Source organism: Agrobacterium sp. ST15.16.055 (assembly GCF_027956555.1).
GTDB classification, from domain to species: Bacteria; Pseudomonadota; Alphaproteobacteria; order Rhizobiales; family Rhizobiaceae; genus Agrobacterium; species Agrobacterium salinitolerans.
In genome coordinates, this window is the sequence record NZ_JAQKGN010000011.1 from 31,617 (window position 1) to 47,800 (window position 16,184).

The following is a 16,184-nucleotide window of genomic DNA, read 5'->3' on the forward strand; positions in this document are numbered from 1 at the left end:
CGCATGATCGCAATGAACGAACAGATTTGATGGCCCCCTTTCTTCGTATTCTTGGCATAGAGACAAGCTGTGACGAAACCGCTGCATCCATTGTGGTTCGGCATGCGGACGGGCGTGGTGAGATCGTCTCCGACGTCGTTTTGTCGCAGCTGGAGGAACACAGCGCTTATGGCGGTGTGGTGCCTGAAATTGCCGCCCGCGCCCATGTCGAAGCGCTGGATACGCTGGTGGAAGAGGCGCTGGAGCAGGCGGGCGTCACTCTTGCCGATGTCGACGCCATTGCCGCCACATCCGGCCCCGGCCTCATCGGTGGCCTGCTGGTGGGGCTGATGACCGGCAAGGCTATCGCCAAGGCGGCCGGCAAACCGCTTTACGCCATCAATCATCTGGAAGGCCACGCGCTGACGGCGCGGCTGACCGATGGTCTGTCGTTCCCGTATCTGATGTTGCTGGTGTCCGGCGGCCACACCCAGCTGGTGCTGGTGCGTGGCGTGGATGACTACGAGCGCTGGGGAACCACCATTGATGACGCTTTGGGGGAAGCCTTCGACAAGACCGCGAAACTTCTGGGCCTGCCCTATCCTGGCGGGCCTGCCGTAGAGAAAGCGGCGGCAAAGGGTGACCCGGACCGTTTTCCGCTTCCGCGCCCGATGGTGGGAGAGACACGGCTCGATTTTTCCTTCTCGGGCTTGAAGACAGCGGTGCGGCAGGCCGCGACCGCCATCGCGCCGCTTTCGAAGCAGGATATTGCCGATATCTGCGCCTCCTTCCAGAAAGCGGTGTCGCGCACCCTGAAGGACCGTATCGGCCGTGGCCTTGCCCGTTTCAGCCAGGAGTTTCCGCAGCTGGAGACGACACCTGCGTTGGTCGTCGCCGGCGGCGTTGCGGCCAATCAGGAAATCCGCCAGACGCTGCAGTCGCTTTGCGATACCCATGGCTTCCGTTTCGTTGCGCCGCCGCACCGGCTTTGCACGGATAATGCGGCGATGATCGCCTGGGCGGGACTGGAGCGCATGGCGGATGGCCGTGACCCCGATCCGCTCGAAATCCCGCCGCGCTCGCGCTGGCCGCTGGACGGCAACGCGGAGACACTGATCGGATTCGGTAAAAGGGGAGCCAAGGCCTGATGCAGCGGGAAAAAATCGTCGTTATCGGCGCCGGCGCCTTCGGAACAGCGCTTGCCGTCGTTATTGCGTTGGAAAACCGGCATGACGTCACCTTGCTCGGCCGTGATCCATCGCTGATGGCCGATCTGGAGGTTGATCGTGTTCACGAGGCGGCTCTGCCGGGTGTCGATCTGCCGGACGCGCTTGAATTTTCGGCCGAGCCGGATGTGCTGGCTGGCGCCAATATCGTGCTCTTCGCCATGCCCTCACAGGCTCATGCGGATGCGGCCCGTCATTACGGTCCTTATCTGGCTAATGACTCTATCGTCGTCACCTGCGCCAAGGGCATCGACCGCAGCTCCGGCCGACTGCTGACGGAACTTCTGGAAGCGGAATTGCCGCATCATCCGATTGCGGTTCTCTCCGGTCCGGGATTCGCGGCGGATATTGCGCGCGGCTTGCCGACGGCCATGGCGATTGCGGCGGAAGACCCGGAGGTTGCCGAGCGGCTTGCGACCACGATTTCCGGCAGGACCTTCCGGCTTTATGCCTCGACCGACCGCATCGGCGTGCAGCTGGGCGGGGCGCTGAAGAATGTTCTCGCCATTGCCGCCGGCATTGTTGAAGGCGCTGGCCTTGGTGATTCCGCCCGCGCGGCGCTGATCTCGCGTGGGCTTGCCGAAATGTCGCGGCTCATCGTCGCCATGGGCGGCAAGGCGGACACGGTGCGCGGTCTCTCGGGCCTCGGCGATCTGGTGCTGACCGCCACCAGCCACCAGTCGCGCAACCTGCGTTTCGGCATCGCGCTTGGCCGGGGCGAGGGCAAGGACATGTCCGGCGGGCTGGTGGAAGGCGCCTTCGCTGCTGCCGTCGCCGCCCGGCTCGGGGAAAGTCACGCTGTCGACATGCCGGTTACCGAAGCGGTGGCCGCTATCATTGACGGCAATCTGGATGTGGCGAGCGCCATGCAACAATTGATGACACGGCCGATCACCACCGAGTGAGGTGGGCGGTCAAATGATGTTTTACGCATGTCCTGATCCCGAAACCGCTGACGCTTCGGGGGACATGCTCCAGCAAGGAGACGACAATGCTGTTTGCCTTTATCTGCAAGGACAAGCCGGGCCATCTTAACGTGCGCATGGAAACGCGCCCGGCCCATCTGGAACATCTGAACAAACTCAATGCAGAAGGCACGCTGAAGATCGCCGGTCCGTTTCTGGATGCCGAAGGCAAGCCGAATGGCAGCCTCGTGATCGTGGAAGCTGCCGATATCGATGCGGCCAAGGCCCTTGCCGACGCCGATCCCTATGCCAAGGCCGGCCTGTTCGAAAGTGTCGATGTGAAGCCCTATAACTGGGTCTTCAACAATCCGGGGGCGTGATCGGATATGGCGAATTATTGGCTTTACAAGTCCGAGCCGTTCAAATGGTCCTGGGAAATGCAGAAGGCCAAGGGTGAGGCCGGTGAAGAATGGACCGGCGTGCGCAATTATCAGGCGCGCAACAATATGCGCGCCATGAAGATTGGCGACAAGGGTTTCTTCTACCACTCCAATGAGGGGCTGGATGTCGTCGGCATTGTCGAAGTCTGTGCATTGTCGCATCCGGACTCGACTGCGGAAGGAGATCTGAAGTGGGATTGCGTCGATATCCGTGCCGTCTGCGATATGCCGCAACCGGTTTCGCTGAAGGATGTGAAGGCCAACCCGAAGCTGGAAAAGATGTCTCTCGTCACCTCCATGCGGCTTTCCGTGCAGCCGGTGACGGAGGAGGAGTATCTCGAGGTTTGTCGCATGGGTGGCCTCGCCAATCCGCCTAAGTCACCGGACTGATGCTTCGGTGAGGACCGATCCCCAACGCTTCATTCTCGACAACACTGGCATTATGCGTCCGCCGCATGTGCCGGAATTGCGGCTTTATCTTGCGACGGAAGCCCATGAGCTGTGGCTGAAGACGGAGGATGAGCTTGAGGAGATCGGCTTGCCGCCACCGTTTTGGGCCTTCGCCTGGGCTGGCGGGCAGGGGCTTGCTCGTTATGTTCTCGATCATCCTGAGAGTGTTTGCGGCAAGTATGTGCTGGATTTCGCCAGTGGCTCCGGGCTGGTTGCCATCGCGGCGGCGAAGGCCGGCGCAGCCAAGGTTCTGGCAGCGGATATCGATCCGTGGACAGAAACGGCCATTCGGTTGAATGCTGCACTCAATGGCGTGGATATCGGCTTTACGGGGTTAGACCTAGTCGGCAAGCCGGTCGAGGCCGATGTCCTGTTGGCGGGCGATGTGTTCTACGACCGCGACTTTGCCGATCTTCTCGTGCCGTGGTTTCTGGCGCTGACGGCGAAGGGTGTGAGCGTCCTCGTCGGCGATCCGGGGCGGGCCTATCTGCCCAAAGAGCGCCTTCGCGCCGAGGCGACCTATCAGGTGCCGGTGACGCGGGCGCTGGAAGACAGCGAAGTGAAGAAGACCACGGTGTGGCGTTTTATCTGATCAGGGCCTGATGATGCAGACGCCATGCTCATACGCGCAGGCATCGTCGGCGTTTTCGGCATGGACAGAGATGATTGTCGCCCTGGGGGCCAGTTGCATGCCCGTTTTATCGGCTGCACCTCTTCGTGAAAATCCGCTGTTGATCGCGAAATAGTTGCCGTTCCCGCGCACCCGCAGGGCTGCTATGCCGCCGACATAGGTGCCGCCGGGAAGGGTTGATGGCAACCCATCGGTGGAGAAGCTTACATCGGATTGATGATGCCGATATTGGTGGCGGCCATAAAAATCCTCTGCCGCCGCCGGTGGCACGGAGGCGAAAATTGCGCCAGCGACCGTCATGGTCAGGGCGGCGATTCGGCGCTGTAACATGAGCCTCATGCTCCGGTTTTTTGAGGTTAACCAATCGTAAATTACACCTTTTCTGAATTACGTAAAGGTAAATATTTCGGGGGCGTAAATCTTGGAAACGCTCGATTTTTTATTTCGACGCAAAAAAATTCCAAAAAAAAATCGTGAACCAATCGATTAAATTCGAATCGGCCGTGAAATGTGCTTGTGGTGACGCTGCCATGTGATTAAACGTCGCGGTTGGTGCAATGCACATTCTTTCGTCATGTGCTGTTGCTTGGGGGCGTCCTTATCTGATGGGCGCACGGGAAAACGCCGCGAGGTTCTGATGGCGAATGCGACTAATAACCGGCCTCTGTCGCCGCATCTTCAAATTTACAAGCCGATTCCGACGATGGTTGCATCCATCGTGCACCGCATCACCGGCGGCGCGCTTTATTTCGGAACGCTTCTGGTTGCCTGGTGGCTGATCGCGCTTGCCTCGGGTCCTGCCTATTACGACTGGGTCAACTGGGCGATGGGCACCATCATCGGCAGGCTCATCCTGATCGGTTACACCTGGGCTCTGGTTCACCACATGCTGGGTGGTCTTCGCCACTTCATGTGGGATCTGGGTCATGGCTTTGAAAAGCACTTTACCACCAAGCTGGCAAAGGCCTCGTGGGTCGTGTCGATCTGTCTGACCGCGCTGATCTGGGTCATTGCCCTGATCGTGCGCTGAGGAGATTTTTCATGGATATGCGTACACCTCTCGGAAAGGTTCGCGGTCTCGGCTCTGCCAAGGAAGGTACGGACCATTTCTTGCGCCAGCGCGTCACTGCGGTCGCCAACGTTCCGCTGCTGATCTTCTTCGTGATCTTCCTGATCAAATATGCCGGCGCCCCCTATCCGGAAGTCGCCGCCGCGCTGTCGAACCCGCTCGTTGCGGTCATCATGGCTCTGGTGCTGGTCTCCGGCCTCATCCACATGAAGCTCGGCATGCAGGTCATCATCGAAGACTACGTTCACGCCGAGGTTTCGAAGCTCGTTCTTCTGATGCTGAATACATTTTTCGCGATCCTCATCGGTGGCCTTTCGATCTTCGCCATCCTGAAAATCGCATTCGTAGGATAAGTTCGCCATGGCTTCGATCAGTTCACCTTCCCAGAATGGCAAGGCCTATACCTATGTTGATCACTCCTATGACGTGATCGTGGTGGGCGCCGGCGGCGCCGGTCTGCGCGCCACGCTCGGCATGGCCGAGCAGGGTTTCAAGACCGCCTGCATCACCAAGGTTTTTCCAACGCGCTCCCATACCGTCGCAGCGCAGGGCGGCATCGCCGCATCGCTCACCAACATGACGCCCGACTGTTGGCAGTGGCACCTTTACGATACCGTGAAGGGCTCCGACTGGCTGGGCGATGTCGACGCCATGCAATATCTCGCCATGGAAGCGCCGAAGGCGGTCTATGAGCTGGAGCATTACGGCGTGCCTTTCTCGCGTAACGAAGAAGGCAAGATCTACCAGCGTCCGTTCGGCGGTCATATGCAGAATTACGGCGAAGGCCCGCCGGTGCAGCGCACCTGTGCCGCCGCCGACCGTACCGGCCACGCCATTCTGCACACGCTTTATGGCCAGTCGCTGCGCAACAATGCGGAATTCTTCATCGAATATTTCGCGCTCGACCTCATCATGTCGGCAGACGGCCGTTGCACCGGCGTCGTTGCCTGGAACCTTGATGACGGTACGATCCATCGCTTCTCCGCCAAGATGGTGGTGCTGGCGACCGGCGGTTACGGTCGCGCCTATTTCTCGGCAACGTCTGCCCACACCTGCACCGGCGACGGCGGCGGCATGATTGCCCGCGCCGGCCTGCCGCTTCAGGACATGGAATTTGTTCAGTTCCACCCGACCGGCATTTACGGCGCAGGCTGCCTCATCACCGAAGGCGCGCGCGGCGAAGGCGGTTATCTCGTCAACTCCGAAGGCGAGCGCTTCATGGAGCGTTATGCGCCTTCGGCGAAGGACCTTGCCTCGCGTGACGTTGTCTCCCGCTGCATGACCATGGAAATCCGTGAAGGCCGCGGCGTCGGCAAGAACAAGGATCACATCTTCCTGCATCTCGATCACCTCGATCCGGCGATCCTGCACGAGCGTCTTCCGGGCATTTCCGAAAGCGCCAAGATCTTTGCCGGCGTTGACGTCACACGCGAGCCGATCCCGGTTCTGCCGACGGTTCACTACAATATGGGCGGCATTCCGACCAACTATTGGGGTGAAGTGCTGAATGCCGATGCCAGCAACCCGGAACGCATCGCACCCGGCCTGATGGCTGTGGGCGAAGCTGGTTGCGCCTCGGTTCACGGCGCGAACCGCCTCGGCTCCAACTCGCTGATCGACCTCGTGGTCTTCGGTCGTGCTGCCGCTATTCGCGCCGCCCAGGTCATCGATCGCGATGCGCCGGTTCCGGCTCTCGACGTTGCGGCCTGCGACAAGATCATGGAACGCTTCGACAGCCTGCGTTACGCCAATGGCTCGACGCCGACGGCGGTGCTGCGTGACAAAATGCAGCGCGCCATGCAGGACGATGCGGCCGTGTTCCGCACCCAGGAATCGCTGGAAAGCGGCTGCCGCCGTCTCTCGGCGATCTGGAAGGAACTGCCCGACGTCAAGGTCACCGACCGTTCGATGGTCTGGAACTCCGATCTGGTCGAGACGCTCGAGCTGCACAACCTGATGGCCAATGCCATCACGACGGTTTACGGTGCGGAAGCGCGCAAGGAGAGCCGTGGTTCGCACGCCCGCGAGGATTTCGTCGACGGTCCGTTCGGCGGTCGCGACGACGTGAACTGGCGCAAGCATACGCTTGCTTGGGTCAGCCCCGAAGGGGACGTCAAACTCGACTATCGCCCGGTTCACACCGACCTCATCGCCGACGGCATCGATCCGAAAAAGATCGAGCCGAAGGCGCGCGTCTACTGATTTGAGGAACTGGATATGGTTGAACTCGCTCTCCCCAAGAATTCCCAGATCAACGAAGGCAAGGTCTGGCCGAAGCCGGATGGTGCCAAGAATGTGCGCGAATACCGCGTCTATCGCTGGAATCCGGATGATGGCCAGAACCCGCGCATCGACACTTTCTATATCGACGTCGATGATTGCGGACCGATGGTTCTCGATGCGCTTCTCTACATCAAGAACAATATCGACCCGACGCTGACGTTACGTCGCTCCTGCCGCGAAGGTATCTGCGGTTCCTGCGCGATGAACATCGACGGCACCAATACGCTCGCCTGTACCAAGGGCATGGACGAGATCAACGGGACGGTGAAGGTCTATCCGCTGCCGCATATGCCCGTGGTGAAGGACCTGGTTCCCGATCTCTCGAACTTTTATGCGCAGCACCGCTCCATCGAGCCCTGGCTGAAGACAGTCTCGCCGACACCCGCCAAGGAGTGGAAGCAGAGCCATGAGGATCGCCTGAAGCTGGACGGTCTTTATGAGTGCATTCTCTGCGCCTGCTGCTCCACCTCCTGTCCCAGCTACTGGTGGAATGGCGACCGTTATCTTGGTCCGGCCGTTCTGCTGCAGGCCTATCGCTGGCTGATCGACAGCCGCGACGAGGCAACCGGCGAGCGTCTCGACAATCTCGAGGATCCGTTCCGCCTTTACCGCTGCCACACCATCATGAACTGCGCGCAGGCTTGCCCCAAGGGCTTGAACCCGGCCAAGGCGATTGCGGAAATCAAGAAGATGATGGTCGAGCGCCGCGTTTGAAGGCGATTCGCTGACGACGGAAACCCTATCGGGCCACGGTCTCGACCGTGGCCCTTTTTACAACCCGGCACGGGAAAATTCGGTAAAAATCGACCGAAATGGTAATTATCCCGGCCATCGCTTGCGCAAGATAAGGCTTTGGTAATAATTCAGCCTTCTTGTTTGATCACTGTCTTTCCGGAAGCGAGAGAATCGGGAGCTTGATATGCAATTCAGATATGTGGTGACGGGCCTTGCCGTTGTGATGGGCCTTGCCGGTTGCCAACGTACCTCCTACGATTACAACAATAGTGGCAGCAACAATCCCGGTTATACGCCGCCGTTGCAGGCGCAACCGGTGCCGTCGGTCCAGTCCGGCGCCTTGCCGCCGCCCGGTGGCGCTTCCGGCAGCCAGTTCCCATCGGCTCCGGCATCCGCAGCACCTGGCGGCGTGAATGTCGCTTCTGCAGCGCCCCCGGCAACGGCCCTCGACGTTACCAAGGAATCCATGGTCGGCAACTGGCGCGTTTCCAACGGCGGTGCCAATTGCGACATGTTCCTGACACTCACCAATCTCGGCGCCGGCTCCCGTGGCGGCACGCGCGGTTGTGCGGGCGAGCTGACGGCAATGGGTTCCTGGGAAGTCTCCGGCAAGATGGTCCTCTTCAAGGACCGCGCCGGCAATACGATCGGCCGTGTCTACAAAAGCGCCGATGCGCGCTTTGACGGCACGACCAATAGCGGCCAGCCGCTCAGCCTCAGCCGATGAGCATTTCCGGTGCAGCCGGATTGCCTTCTTCGCTCTAAGCCATTCCATTCGTCGCGGGTGCGGATTTGCGCCCGCGTCCGGGGCGCTTTTTCATGAAGCCATTGCCTGACTATAACCATAGTGTCGTTGAACAGCTCAACGCATTGACGGTAGCTGGCACTTTGCAGGCCGACGCCGCCCAGCTAGGCGTGGCGGCTCATCTCGACCGTATCCTTGCCGATCTGAAAGCGCGCAAGCCCGCCAGAAAAAAAAGTGCGCTTGGCTGGATGTTCGCGCGCAAGTCCGGACCTGCGGCGGCCGTCAAGGGTCTCTATGTCTATGGCAGCGTCGGTCGCGGCAAGACGATGCTGATGGACATGTTCTACGAGATGGCGCCCGTTTCTTCCAAGCGGCGTTGCCATTTTCATGAATTCATGGCGGATGTGCATAATCGTGTGCATGCGCACCGGCAGAAGTTGAAAAATGGCGAAACCAAACAGGCAGACCCCATTCCACCTGTCGCGGCCCAACTTCTGGCGGAAGCGGAGCTCCTTTGCTTCGACGAGTTCACCGTCACGGATATTGCCGATGCAATGATCCTCGCCCGGCTGTTCAGCGAGCTCTTCGCCAATGGCTGCACGTTGGTGACCACCTCCAACGTCGTCCCCGACAATCTTTACAAAGACGGGCTCAATCGCGGCCTGTTCCTGCCTTTCGTCGACTTGCTGAAGAAATATGTTGAGGTGGTGACGCTGGACAGCCCCACCGACTACCGGATGGAGAAGCTGGAAAGCCTTCCGGTCTATGTCACCCCGCTCGACGGTTCGGCGGATCAGGCGATGGACATGGCCTGGCGGCATATGACTGGCGGCCATCTTGTTGCGCCGACCGAGATACCGATGAAGGGGCGTTCCATTCTGGTGCCGCGCGCCAGCGGCAGGGTCGCCCGGTTTTCCTTTTCCGATCTCTGCGAAAAACCGCTTGGGGCTTCGGACTTCCTGGCTATCGCCAATCGTTTCGATACGGTCTTCATCGACCATATCCCGTTCTTGAACGCGGACAAGCGCAACGAGACCAAGCGTTTCATCATCCTCATCGACGCACTTTACGATCACAGCGTCAGGCTTTTTGCCTCCGCTGCCGCCATGCCGGAGGACCTGCTCGGCAAACGCAAGGGGACGGAAGGTTTCGAGTTCGATCGCACCGCCTCGCGTCTGTTTGAGATGCGCAGCGCCGATTATCTGGCGCTTCATCTCGAGAAACGGCAGAAACTTTGACACTTTCGTGACGTATTTTCTTACGTTTACGTAAGAAAATAATGATCTAAACGATTGAAAATACTGATCACGAAAGAATCTGTTGCCAATTTTAGCCAATGGGGCTAATCGAAGTGCGACAATTTGGCTGCCGGTTTGGCGCGGTGAAATTGAATTGAAGCTCAAGAGGAAGCATTCGATGGCTCGCAAAAAAATTGCACTTATTGGTTCTGGCATGATCGGCGGCACGCTGGCGCATCTGGCCAGCCTGAAGGAACTGGGCGATATCGTCCTCTTCGATATTGCCGACGGTATCCCGCAGGGCAAGGGTCTGGATATTGCCCAGTCCGGCCCGGTTGAAGGCTTCAATGCAAAGCTCACCGGTGCTTCCGATTACGCCGCCATCGAAGGCGCTGACGTCTGCATCGTCACCGCAGGTGTTGCCCGCAAGCCGGGCATGAGCCGCGACGATCTTCTCGGCATCAACCTCAAGGTCATGGAACAGGTTGGCGCCGGCATCAAGAAGTACGCGCCGAACGCTTTCGTCATCTGCATCACCAACCCGCTCGACGCCATGGTCTGGGCGCTGCAGAAGTTCTCCGGCCTGCCGAAGAACAAGGTCGTCGGCATGGCCGGCGTTCTCGACAGCGCGCGTTTCCGCCTCTTCCTCGCTGAAGAGTTCAACGTTTCGGTTGAAGACGTTACCGCTTTCGTTCTCGGCGGTCACGGCGACACCATGGTGCCGCTCGCCCGTTACTCCACCGTTGCTGGCGTACCGCTGACCGACCTCGTCAAGATGGGCTGGCTGACGGCGGAGCGTCTTGAGCAGATCATTCAGCGCACCCGTGACGGCGGTGCGGAAATCGTCGGCCTCTTGAAGACCGGCTCGGCCTATTACGCGCCGGCTGCATCTGCAATCGAAATGGCTGAATCCTACCTCAAGGACAAGAAGCGCGTCCTGCCCGCCGCTGCCCATCTCTCGGGTCAGTATGGCGTAGACGACATGTATGTGGGCGTTCCCACCATCATCGGTGCAGGCGGTATCGAGCGCATCATCGAGATCGAACTCAACAAGGAAGAAGAAGCCGCCTTCCAGAAATCCGTCGGTGCCGTCGCCGGGCTTTGCGAAGCCTGCGTCAACATCGCTCCGTCGCTGAAGTAATAGCCTCAAGCGGCTCCAAACAGGGATTATTCCATGAATATTCACGAATATCAGGCCAAGGCTCTTCTGAAGGGCTACGGCGCGCCGGTTGCTGAAGGCGTGGCCATTCTCAAGGTCGAAGAAGCAGAAGCTGCCGCAAAGCAGCTTCCCGGCCCGCTTTACGTCGTCAAGAGCCAGATCCATGCTGGCGGACGCGGCAAGGGCAAGTTCAAGGAACTCGGCCCGGACGCCAAGGGCGGCGTTCGTCTGGCGAAGTCCATCGAAGAAGTCGTTTCCCACGCCAAGGACATGCTCGGCAACACGCTGGTAACGGCGCAGACGGGCGATGCAGGCAAGCAGGTCAACCGTCTCTATATCGAAGACGGCGCTGATATTGCCCGCGAACTCTACTGCTCGCTGCTGGTAGACCGTTCGGTCGGCCAGGTTGCTTTCGTGGTTTCCACCGAAGGCGGCATGGACATCGAAGCTGTCGCCCACGACACGCCAGAGAAGATCCACACCATCGCCATCAACCCTGAAAAGGGCGTTTCCGATGCCGACGTTGCTGCGATCTCCAAGGCTCTCGAGCTTGACGGCGTTGCAGCCGAAGATGCCAAGTCGCTCTTCCCGATCCTCTACAAGGCCTTCAGCGAGAAGGATATGGCTCTTCTCGAGATCAACCCGCTGATCGTCATGGAAAATGGCAATCTGCGCGTTCTCGACGCCAAGGTTTCCTTCGACGGCAACGCCATGTTCCGCCATGACGACGTCAAGGCGCTGCGCGACGAGACCGAAGAAGACGCCAAGGAAATCGAAGCCTCCAAGTGGGACCTCGCTTACGTGGCGCTCGACGGCAACATCGGCTGCATGGTCAACGGTGCCGGTCTCGCCATGGCGACGATGGACATCATCAAGCTTTACGGCAAGGAGCCGGCAAACTTCTGCGACGTCGGCGGTGGCGCCGGCAAGGAGAAGGTTGCGGCAGCCTTCAAGATCATCACTGCCGACCCGAAGGTCGAGGGCATCCTCGTCAACATCTTCGGCGGCATCATGAAGTGCGACGTTATCGCCGAAGGCGTCATCGCCGCGGTGAAGGAAGTCGGTTTGCAGGTTCCGCTCGTTGTTCGCCTCGAAGGCACCAACGTCGAACTCGGCAAGAAGCTTCTGAACGAATCGGGCCTTGCGATTACGGCTGCTGACGATCTGGACGACGCAGCCAAGAAGATCGTCGCGGCGATCAACGGCTAATTGAGGGACCGGAAATAATGTCTATTCTCGTTAATAAAGACACCAAGATCCTCGTTCAGGGTCTGACCGGCAAGACCGGCACCTTCCACACCGAACAGGCGCTTGCCTATTACGGCACGCAGATGGTCGGCGGTATCCATCCGAAGAAGGGTGGTGAAACCTGGACCGGTTCCAAGGGCGAAAGCCTGCCGATCTTCGCAACGGTTGCCGAAGCCAAGGAAAAGACCGGTGCAGACGCGTCCGTTATCTATGTTCCGCCGGCAGGCGCAGCAGACGCGATCATCGAAGCCATCGATGCGGAAATTCCGTTCATCACCTGCATCACCGAGGGCATCCCGGTCATGGACATGGTTCGCGTCAAGGCTCGCCTCGACCGTTCGAAGTCCCGCCTGCTCGGCCCGAACTGCCCCGGCATCCTGACGCCGGAAGAATGCAAGATCGGCATCATGCCGGGCTCCATCTTCCGCAAGGGTTCGGTCGGTATCGTTTCGCGATCCGGCACGCTCACCTATGAAGCCGTGTTCCAGACATCGAACGAAGGCCTCGGCCAGACGACGGCTGTCGGCATCGGCGGCGACCCGGTCAAGGGCACCGAGTTCATCGACGTCCTGGAAATGTTCCTCGCTGACGACGCCACGCAGTCGATCATCATGATCGGCGAAATCGGTGGTTCGGCTGAAGAAGATGCAGCGCAGTTCCTGATCGACGAAGCCAAGAAGGGTCGCAAGAAGCCGATGGCCGGCTTCATCGCGGGCCGCACGGCTCCGAAGGGTCGCACCATGGGCCACGCCGGCGCTGTCGTTTCGGGCGGCAAGGGCGATGCGGAATCCAAGATCGCAGCCATGGAAGCGGCCGGCATCAAGGTTTCGCCTTCCCCGGCGCGCCTCGGCAAGACGCTGGTTGAAGTCCTCAAGGGCTGAGACCACATGAAACGGTGACGGGCGGCGCGGCCTAAAGCTCGCGCTGCCCGATGCCGCAAGAACGACAGACAGACGGCATACCGCCCCGGCGGCAGACAGCAATAATCAAAGCGGCAGGCCGGTTGAACGGCCCTAACGGCATCGAGGAGGCGGACGGATAAGTCCGCAAGAACACAATGGCAAGGCAAGAAGCGAACGAGCAGTTTCAGATCACGTCGTTTCTGGACGGCGCGAATGCAGCCTATATCGAGCAGCTCTATGCCCGGTACGAAGAGGACCCCTCTTCCGTGTCGCCGGAGTGGCAGAGCTTCTTCAAGGCGTTGTCCGATAATCCGGAAGACGTGAAGAAGGCGGCCAAGGGCGCCTCCTGGAAGCGTGCCAACTGGCCGATCCCGGCAAATGGCGAACTGGTCTCCGCACTCGACGGCAACTGGGCCACGGTCGAAAAGGCCATCGAAAAGAAGGTACAGGCGAAAGCTGAGGCCAAGAGCGCCGACACCGGCAAGCCGGTCAGCGAAGCCGAAGTGCTGCAGGCGACCCGTGACAGCGTTCGCGCCATCATGATGATCCGCGCTTACCGCATGCGCGGCCACCTGCATGCCAAGCTCGACCCGCTCGGTATTGCCGTTGCCGTCGAGGATTACAACGAGCTTTCGCCGAAGTCCTACGGCTTCGAGGAAAGCGACTACGACCGCAAGATTTTCATCGATAACGTGCTCGGCCTCGAATATGCGACCGTGCGCGAGATGATCGATATTCTGGAGCGCACCTACTGCTCCACCATCGGCGTCGAATTCATGCACATGTCCAGCCCGGAAGAAAAAGGCTGGATTCAGGAGCGTATTGAAGGTCCGGACAAGGGCGTCGCCTTCACGGCCGAAGGCAAGAAGGCCATTCTGTCGAAGCTGGTCGAAGCCGAAGGCTACGAGCAGTTCCTCGACGTGCGTTTCAAGGGCACCAAGCGTTTCGGCCTCGATGGCGGTGAATCGCTCATCCCGGCGCTGGAGCAGATCATCAAGCGCGGCGGCCAGGAAGGTCTGGAAGAAGTCGTTCTCGGCATGGCCCACCGCGGTCGCCTGAACGTTCTGACCAACGTGATGGGCAAGCCGCATCGCGCCGTGTTCCACGAGTTCAAGGGCGGTTCGTTCAAGCCTGACGATGTCGAAGGTTCGGGTGACGTGAAGTACCACCTCGGCGCCTCCTCCGACCGCGAATTCGATGGCAACAAGGTTCACCTGTCGCTGACGGCCAACCCGTCGCACCTTGAGATCGTCAACCCCGTTGTCATGGGCAAGGCCCGCGCCAAGCAGGACCAGCTGGCCAAGGTGTGGGACGGCGACATCATTCCGCTGTCTGAACGCGCCAAGGTCCTGCCACTGCTTCTGCATGGCGATGCCGCTTTCGCGGGTCAGGGCGTGGTTGCCGAAATTCTCGGCCTTTCCGGTCTGCGCGGTCACCGCGTTGCCGGCACCATGCACTTCATCATCAACAACCAGATCGGCTTTACGACGAACCCGGCCTTCTCCCGTTCGTCGCCCTATCCGTCCGACGTCGCCAAGATGATCGAAGCGCCGATCTTCCACGTCAACGGTGACGATCCGGAAGCTGTTACCTATGCGGCCAAAGTCGCGACCGAATACCGCATGAAGTTCCACAAGCCTGTCGTCATCGACATGTTCTGTTACCGTCGCTTTGGCCATAACGAAGGCGATGAGCCGGCGTTCACGCAGCCGAAGATGTACAAGGTTATCCGTGGTCACAAGACGGTCGCGCGCATTTATGCCGACCGCCTGATCGCCGAAGGCCTGATCAGCGAAGGTGAATTCGAAAAGATGAAGGCCGACTGGCGTGCTCATCTCGAGCAGGAGTTCGAGGCAGGCCAGTCCTACAAGCCGAACAAGGCCGACTGGCTGGATGGCCAGTGGTCCGGCCTGCGCGCTGCCGACAATGCCGATGAGCAGCGTCGCGGCAAGACCGGCGTACCGATGAAGCAGCTCAAGGAAATCGGCAAGAAGCTGTCGACCATTCCGGAAGGCTTCAGCGCCCATCGCACGATCCAGCGCTTTATGGAAAACCGCTCGCAGATGGTCGAGACGGGCGAAGGCATCGACTGGGCAATGGCGGAAGCGCTTGCGTTCGGTTCACTCGTTGCCGACGGCCACAAGATTCGTCTTTCCGGTCAGGATTGCGAACGCGGCACCTTCTCGCAGCGTCACTCGGTCCTCTACGATCAGGAGACCGAAGAGCGTTATATTCCGCTCGCCAACCTTTCGCCGACGCAGGCCCGTTATGAAGTCATCAACTCGATGCTTTCGGAAGAAGCCGTTCTCGGTTTCGAATACGGCTACTCGCTGGCCCGTCCGAACGCGCTGACCCTTTGGGAAGCCCAGTTCGGTGACTTCGCCAACGGCGCGCAGGTGGTGTTCGACCAGTTCATCTCTTCGGGTGAACGCAAGTGGCTGCGCATGTCCGGTCTCGTCTGCCTTCTCCCGCATGGCTACGAAGGTCAGGGTCCGGAACACTCGTCCGCCCGTCTGGAGCGTTGGCTGCAGATGTGCGCCGAAGACAACATGCAGGTTGCCAACTGCACGACGCCGGCCAACTACTTCCACATCCTGCGCCGCCAGGTGAAGCGCGACTTCCGCAAGCCGCTGATCCTGATGACGCCGAAGTCGCTGCTGCGTCACAAGCGCGCCACCTCTTCGCTGGCCGAGCTTGCAGGCGAGTCCTCCTTCCACCGTCTCCTATGGGACGATGCGGAAGTCATCAAGGACGGTCCGATCAAGCTGCAGAAGGATTCGAAGATCCGCCGCGTCGTCATGTGCACGGGCAAGGTTTATTACGATCTGCTCGAGGAGCGTGAAAAGCGCGGTATCGACGATATCTACCTGCTGCGTGTCGAGCAGCTCTATCCGTTCCCGGCCAAGGCGCTCATCAACGAGTTGTCGCGCTTCCGCAATGCGGAGATGGTCTGGTGCCAGGAAGAGCCGAAGAACATGGGTGCGTGGTCGTTCATCGATCCTTACCTGGAATGGGTCCTGGCGCATATCGACGCCAAGTACCAGAAGGTCCGTTACACGGGCCGTCCGGCTGCCGCCTCTCCGGCGACCGGCCTGATGTCCAAGCATCTGGCGCAGCTTGCTGCGTTCCTGGAAGACGCGCTGGGAGAGTGAGAACTCTCCCGCATCGCCCCGC

General features: G+C 59.8%; 16 protein-coding genes. 15 read left to right on the plus strand and 1 reads right to left on the minus strand.

The features are described 5' to 3' along the window. Nucleotides 1–29: 29 nt before the first annotated feature. The 5 genes from tsaD (at nt 30) to PL599_RS16125 (ending at nt 3,592) form a co-directional block, all read left to right on the plus strand. Nucleotides 30–1,127: a tRNA (adenosine(37)-N6)-threonylcarbamoyltransferase complex transferase subunit TsaD gene (tsaD, locus tag PL599_RS16105; RefSeq protein WP_077985501.1), complete on the plus strand. Its 1,098-nt coding sequence runs from the start codon at nt 30–32 to the stop codon at nt 1,125–1,127. Beyond that, nucleotides 1,127–2,110: an NAD(P)H-dependent glycerol-3-phosphate dehydrogenase gene (locus PL599_RS16110; protein WP_077985502.1), complete on the plus strand. Its 984-nt coding sequence runs from the start codon at nt 1,127–1,129 to the stop codon at nt 2,108–2,110. Before tsaD ends, PL599_RS16110 begins: the two co-directional genes overlap by 1 nt. 86 nt (nt 2,111–2,196) lie before the next feature. Beyond that, a complete protein-coding gene (locus PL599_RS16115; RefSeq protein ID WP_052818748.1) occupies nt 2,197–2,490 on the plus strand; it encodes a YciI-like protein in 294 nt (97 codons plus the stop codon). 6 nt (nt 2,491–2,496) lie between these two features. Further along, nucleotides 2,497–2,940: an EVE domain-containing protein gene (locus tag PL599_RS16120; RefSeq protein ID WP_003492407.1), complete on the plus strand. Its 444-nt coding sequence runs from the start codon at nt 2,497–2,499 to the stop codon at nt 2,938–2,940. Nucleotides 2,941–2,947: 7 nt separating this feature from the next. Beyond that, a complete protein-coding gene (locus PL599_RS16125; protein WP_269824762.1) occupies nt 2,948–3,592 on the plus strand; it encodes a class I SAM-dependent methyltransferase in 645 nt (214 codons plus the stop codon). On the opposite strand, the gene PL599_RS16130 is transcribed toward PL599_RS16125, so the two are convergent. Beyond that, entirely contained in the window at nt 3,593–3,961 is a 369-nt protein-coding gene (locus PL599_RS16130) for a hypothetical protein (RefSeq protein ID WP_165691381.1), read from the minus strand. 307 nt (nt 3,962–4,268) lie between these two features. Here PL599_RS16130 and sdhC point away from each other — a divergent pair, with 307 nt between their 5' ends. The 10 genes from sdhC (at nt 4,269) to PL599_RS16180 (ending at nt 16,162) form a co-directional block, all read left to right on the plus strand. After that, nucleotides 4,269–4,661, plus strand: coding sequence for a succinate dehydrogenase, cytochrome b556 subunit (gene sdhC, locus PL599_RS16135; protein WP_077985505.1), 393 nt, complete (start codon nt 4,269–4,271; stop codon nt 4,659–4,661). An 11-nt stretch (nt 4,662–4,672) separates the two neighbouring features. Beyond that, nucleotides 4,673–5,053 carry a succinate dehydrogenase, hydrophobic membrane anchor protein gene (gene sdhD, locus PL599_RS16140; protein ID WP_077985506.1) on the plus strand — a complete coding sequence of 127 codons (381 nt, stop codon included), beginning with the start codon at nt 4,673–4,675 and terminating at the stop codon, nt 5,051–5,053. A 7-nt stretch (nt 5,054–5,060) separates the two neighbouring features. Beyond that, the gene (gene sdhA, locus PL599_RS16145; RefSeq protein ID WP_269824761.1) at nt 5,061–6,902 is read left to right on the plus strand and encodes a succinate dehydrogenase flavoprotein subunit; all 1,842 of its coding nucleotides are present in this window, start codon (nt 5,061–5,063) and stop codon (nt 6,900–6,902) included. 15 nt (nt 6,903–6,917) lie between these two features. Further along, entirely contained in the window at nt 6,918–7,697 is a 780-nt protein-coding gene (locus tag PL599_RS16150) for a succinate dehydrogenase iron-sulfur subunit (protein ID WP_004443810.1), read from the plus strand. Nucleotides 7,698–7,902: 205 nt separating this feature from the next. After that, entirely contained in the window at nt 7,903–8,445 is a 543-nt protein-coding gene (locus PL599_RS16155; RefSeq protein ID WP_269824760.1) for a protease inhibitor Inh/omp19 family protein, read from the plus strand. Nucleotides 8,446–8,537: 92 nt separating this feature from the next. Then, nucleotides 8,538–9,701: a cell division protein ZapE gene (gene zapE, locus PL599_RS16160; RefSeq protein WP_142912976.1), complete on the plus strand. Its 1,164-nt coding sequence runs from the start codon at nt 8,538–8,540 to the stop codon at nt 9,699–9,701. A 178-nt stretch (nt 9,702–9,879) separates the two neighbouring features. Beyond that, nucleotides 9,880–10,842 (plus strand): malate dehydrogenase, encoded by a 963-nt coding sequence (gene mdh, locus PL599_RS16165; protein ID WP_003523512.1) that lies wholly within the window; start codon nt 9,880–9,882, stop codon nt 10,840–10,842. A 33-nt stretch (nt 10,843–10,875) separates the two neighbouring features. After that, nucleotides 10,876–12,069 (plus strand): ADP-forming succinate--CoA ligase subunit beta, encoded by a 1,194-nt coding sequence (gene sucC / locus PL599_RS16170; protein WP_269824759.1) that lies wholly within the window; start codon nt 10,876–10,878, stop codon nt 12,067–12,069. Between the two features lie 17 nt (nt 12,070–12,086). Further along, the gene (gene sucD, locus PL599_RS16175; RefSeq protein WP_003492390.1) at nt 12,087–12,989 is read left to right on the plus strand and encodes a succinate--CoA ligase subunit alpha; all 903 of its coding nucleotides are present in this window, start codon (nt 12,087–12,089) and stop codon (nt 12,987–12,989) included. A gap of 176 nt (nt 12,990–13,165) precedes the next feature. Next, entirely contained in the window at nt 13,166–16,162 is a 2,997-nt protein-coding gene (locus tag PL599_RS16180; RefSeq protein ID WP_077985511.1) for a 2-oxoglutarate dehydrogenase E1 component, read from the plus strand. Nucleotides 16,163–16,184 lie beyond the last annotated feature (22 nt).

Bases quoted from the DNA above. Each gene is read 5' to 3' on its own strand.
- zapE (WP_142912976.1), top strand. From the start codon at position 8,538: ATGAAGCCATTGCCTGACTATAACCATAGTGTCGTTGAACAGCTCAAC.
- sucC (WP_269824759.1), top strand. From the start codon at position 10,876: ATGAATATTCACGAATATCAGGCCAAGGCTCTTCTGAAGGGCTACGGC.
- PL599_RS16120 (WP_003492407.1), top strand. From the start codon at position 2,497: ATGGCGAATTATTGGCTTTACAAGTCCGAGCCGTTCAAATGGTCCTGG.
- PL599_RS16180 (WP_077985511.1), top strand. From the start codon at position 13,166: ATGGCAAGGCAAGAAGCGAACGAGCAGTTTCAGATCACGTCGTTTCTG.
- PL599_RS16110 (WP_077985502.1), top strand. From the start codon at position 1,127: ATGCAGCGGGAAAAAATCGTCGTTATCGGCGCCGGCGCCTTCGGAACA.
- tsaD (WP_077985501.1), top strand. From the start codon at position 30: ATGGCCCCCTTTCTTCGTATTCTTGGCATAGAGACAAGCTGTGACGAA.
- mdh (WP_003523512.1), top strand. From the start codon at position 9,880: ATGGCTCGCAAAAAAATTGCACTTATTGGTTCTGGCATGATCGGCGGC.
- sdhC (WP_077985505.1), top strand. From the start codon at position 4,269: ATGGCGAATGCGACTAATAACCGGCCTCTGTCGCCGCATCTTCAAATT.
- sdhA (WP_269824761.1), top strand. From the start codon at position 5,061: ATGGCTTCGATCAGTTCACCTTCCCAGAATGGCAAGGCCTATACCTAT.
- PL599_RS16150 (WP_004443810.1), top strand. From the start codon at position 6,918: ATGGTTGAACTCGCTCTCCCCAAGAATTCCCAGATCAACGAAGGCAAG.
- PL599_RS16130 (WP_165691381.1), bottom strand. From the start codon at position 3,961: ATGTTACAGCGCCGAATCGCCGCCCTGACCATGACGGTCGCTGGCGCA.
- PL599_RS16115 (WP_052818748.1), top strand. From the start codon at position 2,197: ATGCTGTTTGCCTTTATCTGCAAGGACAAGCCGGGCCATCTTAACGTG.
- sucD (WP_003492390.1), top strand. From the start codon at position 12,087: ATGTCTATTCTCGTTAATAAAGACACCAAGATCCTCGTTCAGGGTCTG.
- PL599_RS16155 (WP_269824760.1), top strand. From the start codon at position 7,903: ATGCAATTCAGATATGTGGTGACGGGCCTTGCCGTTGTGATGGGCCTT.
- sdhD (WP_077985506.1), top strand. From the start codon at position 4,673: ATGGATATGCGTACACCTCTCGGAAAGGTTCGCGGTCTCGGCTCTGCC.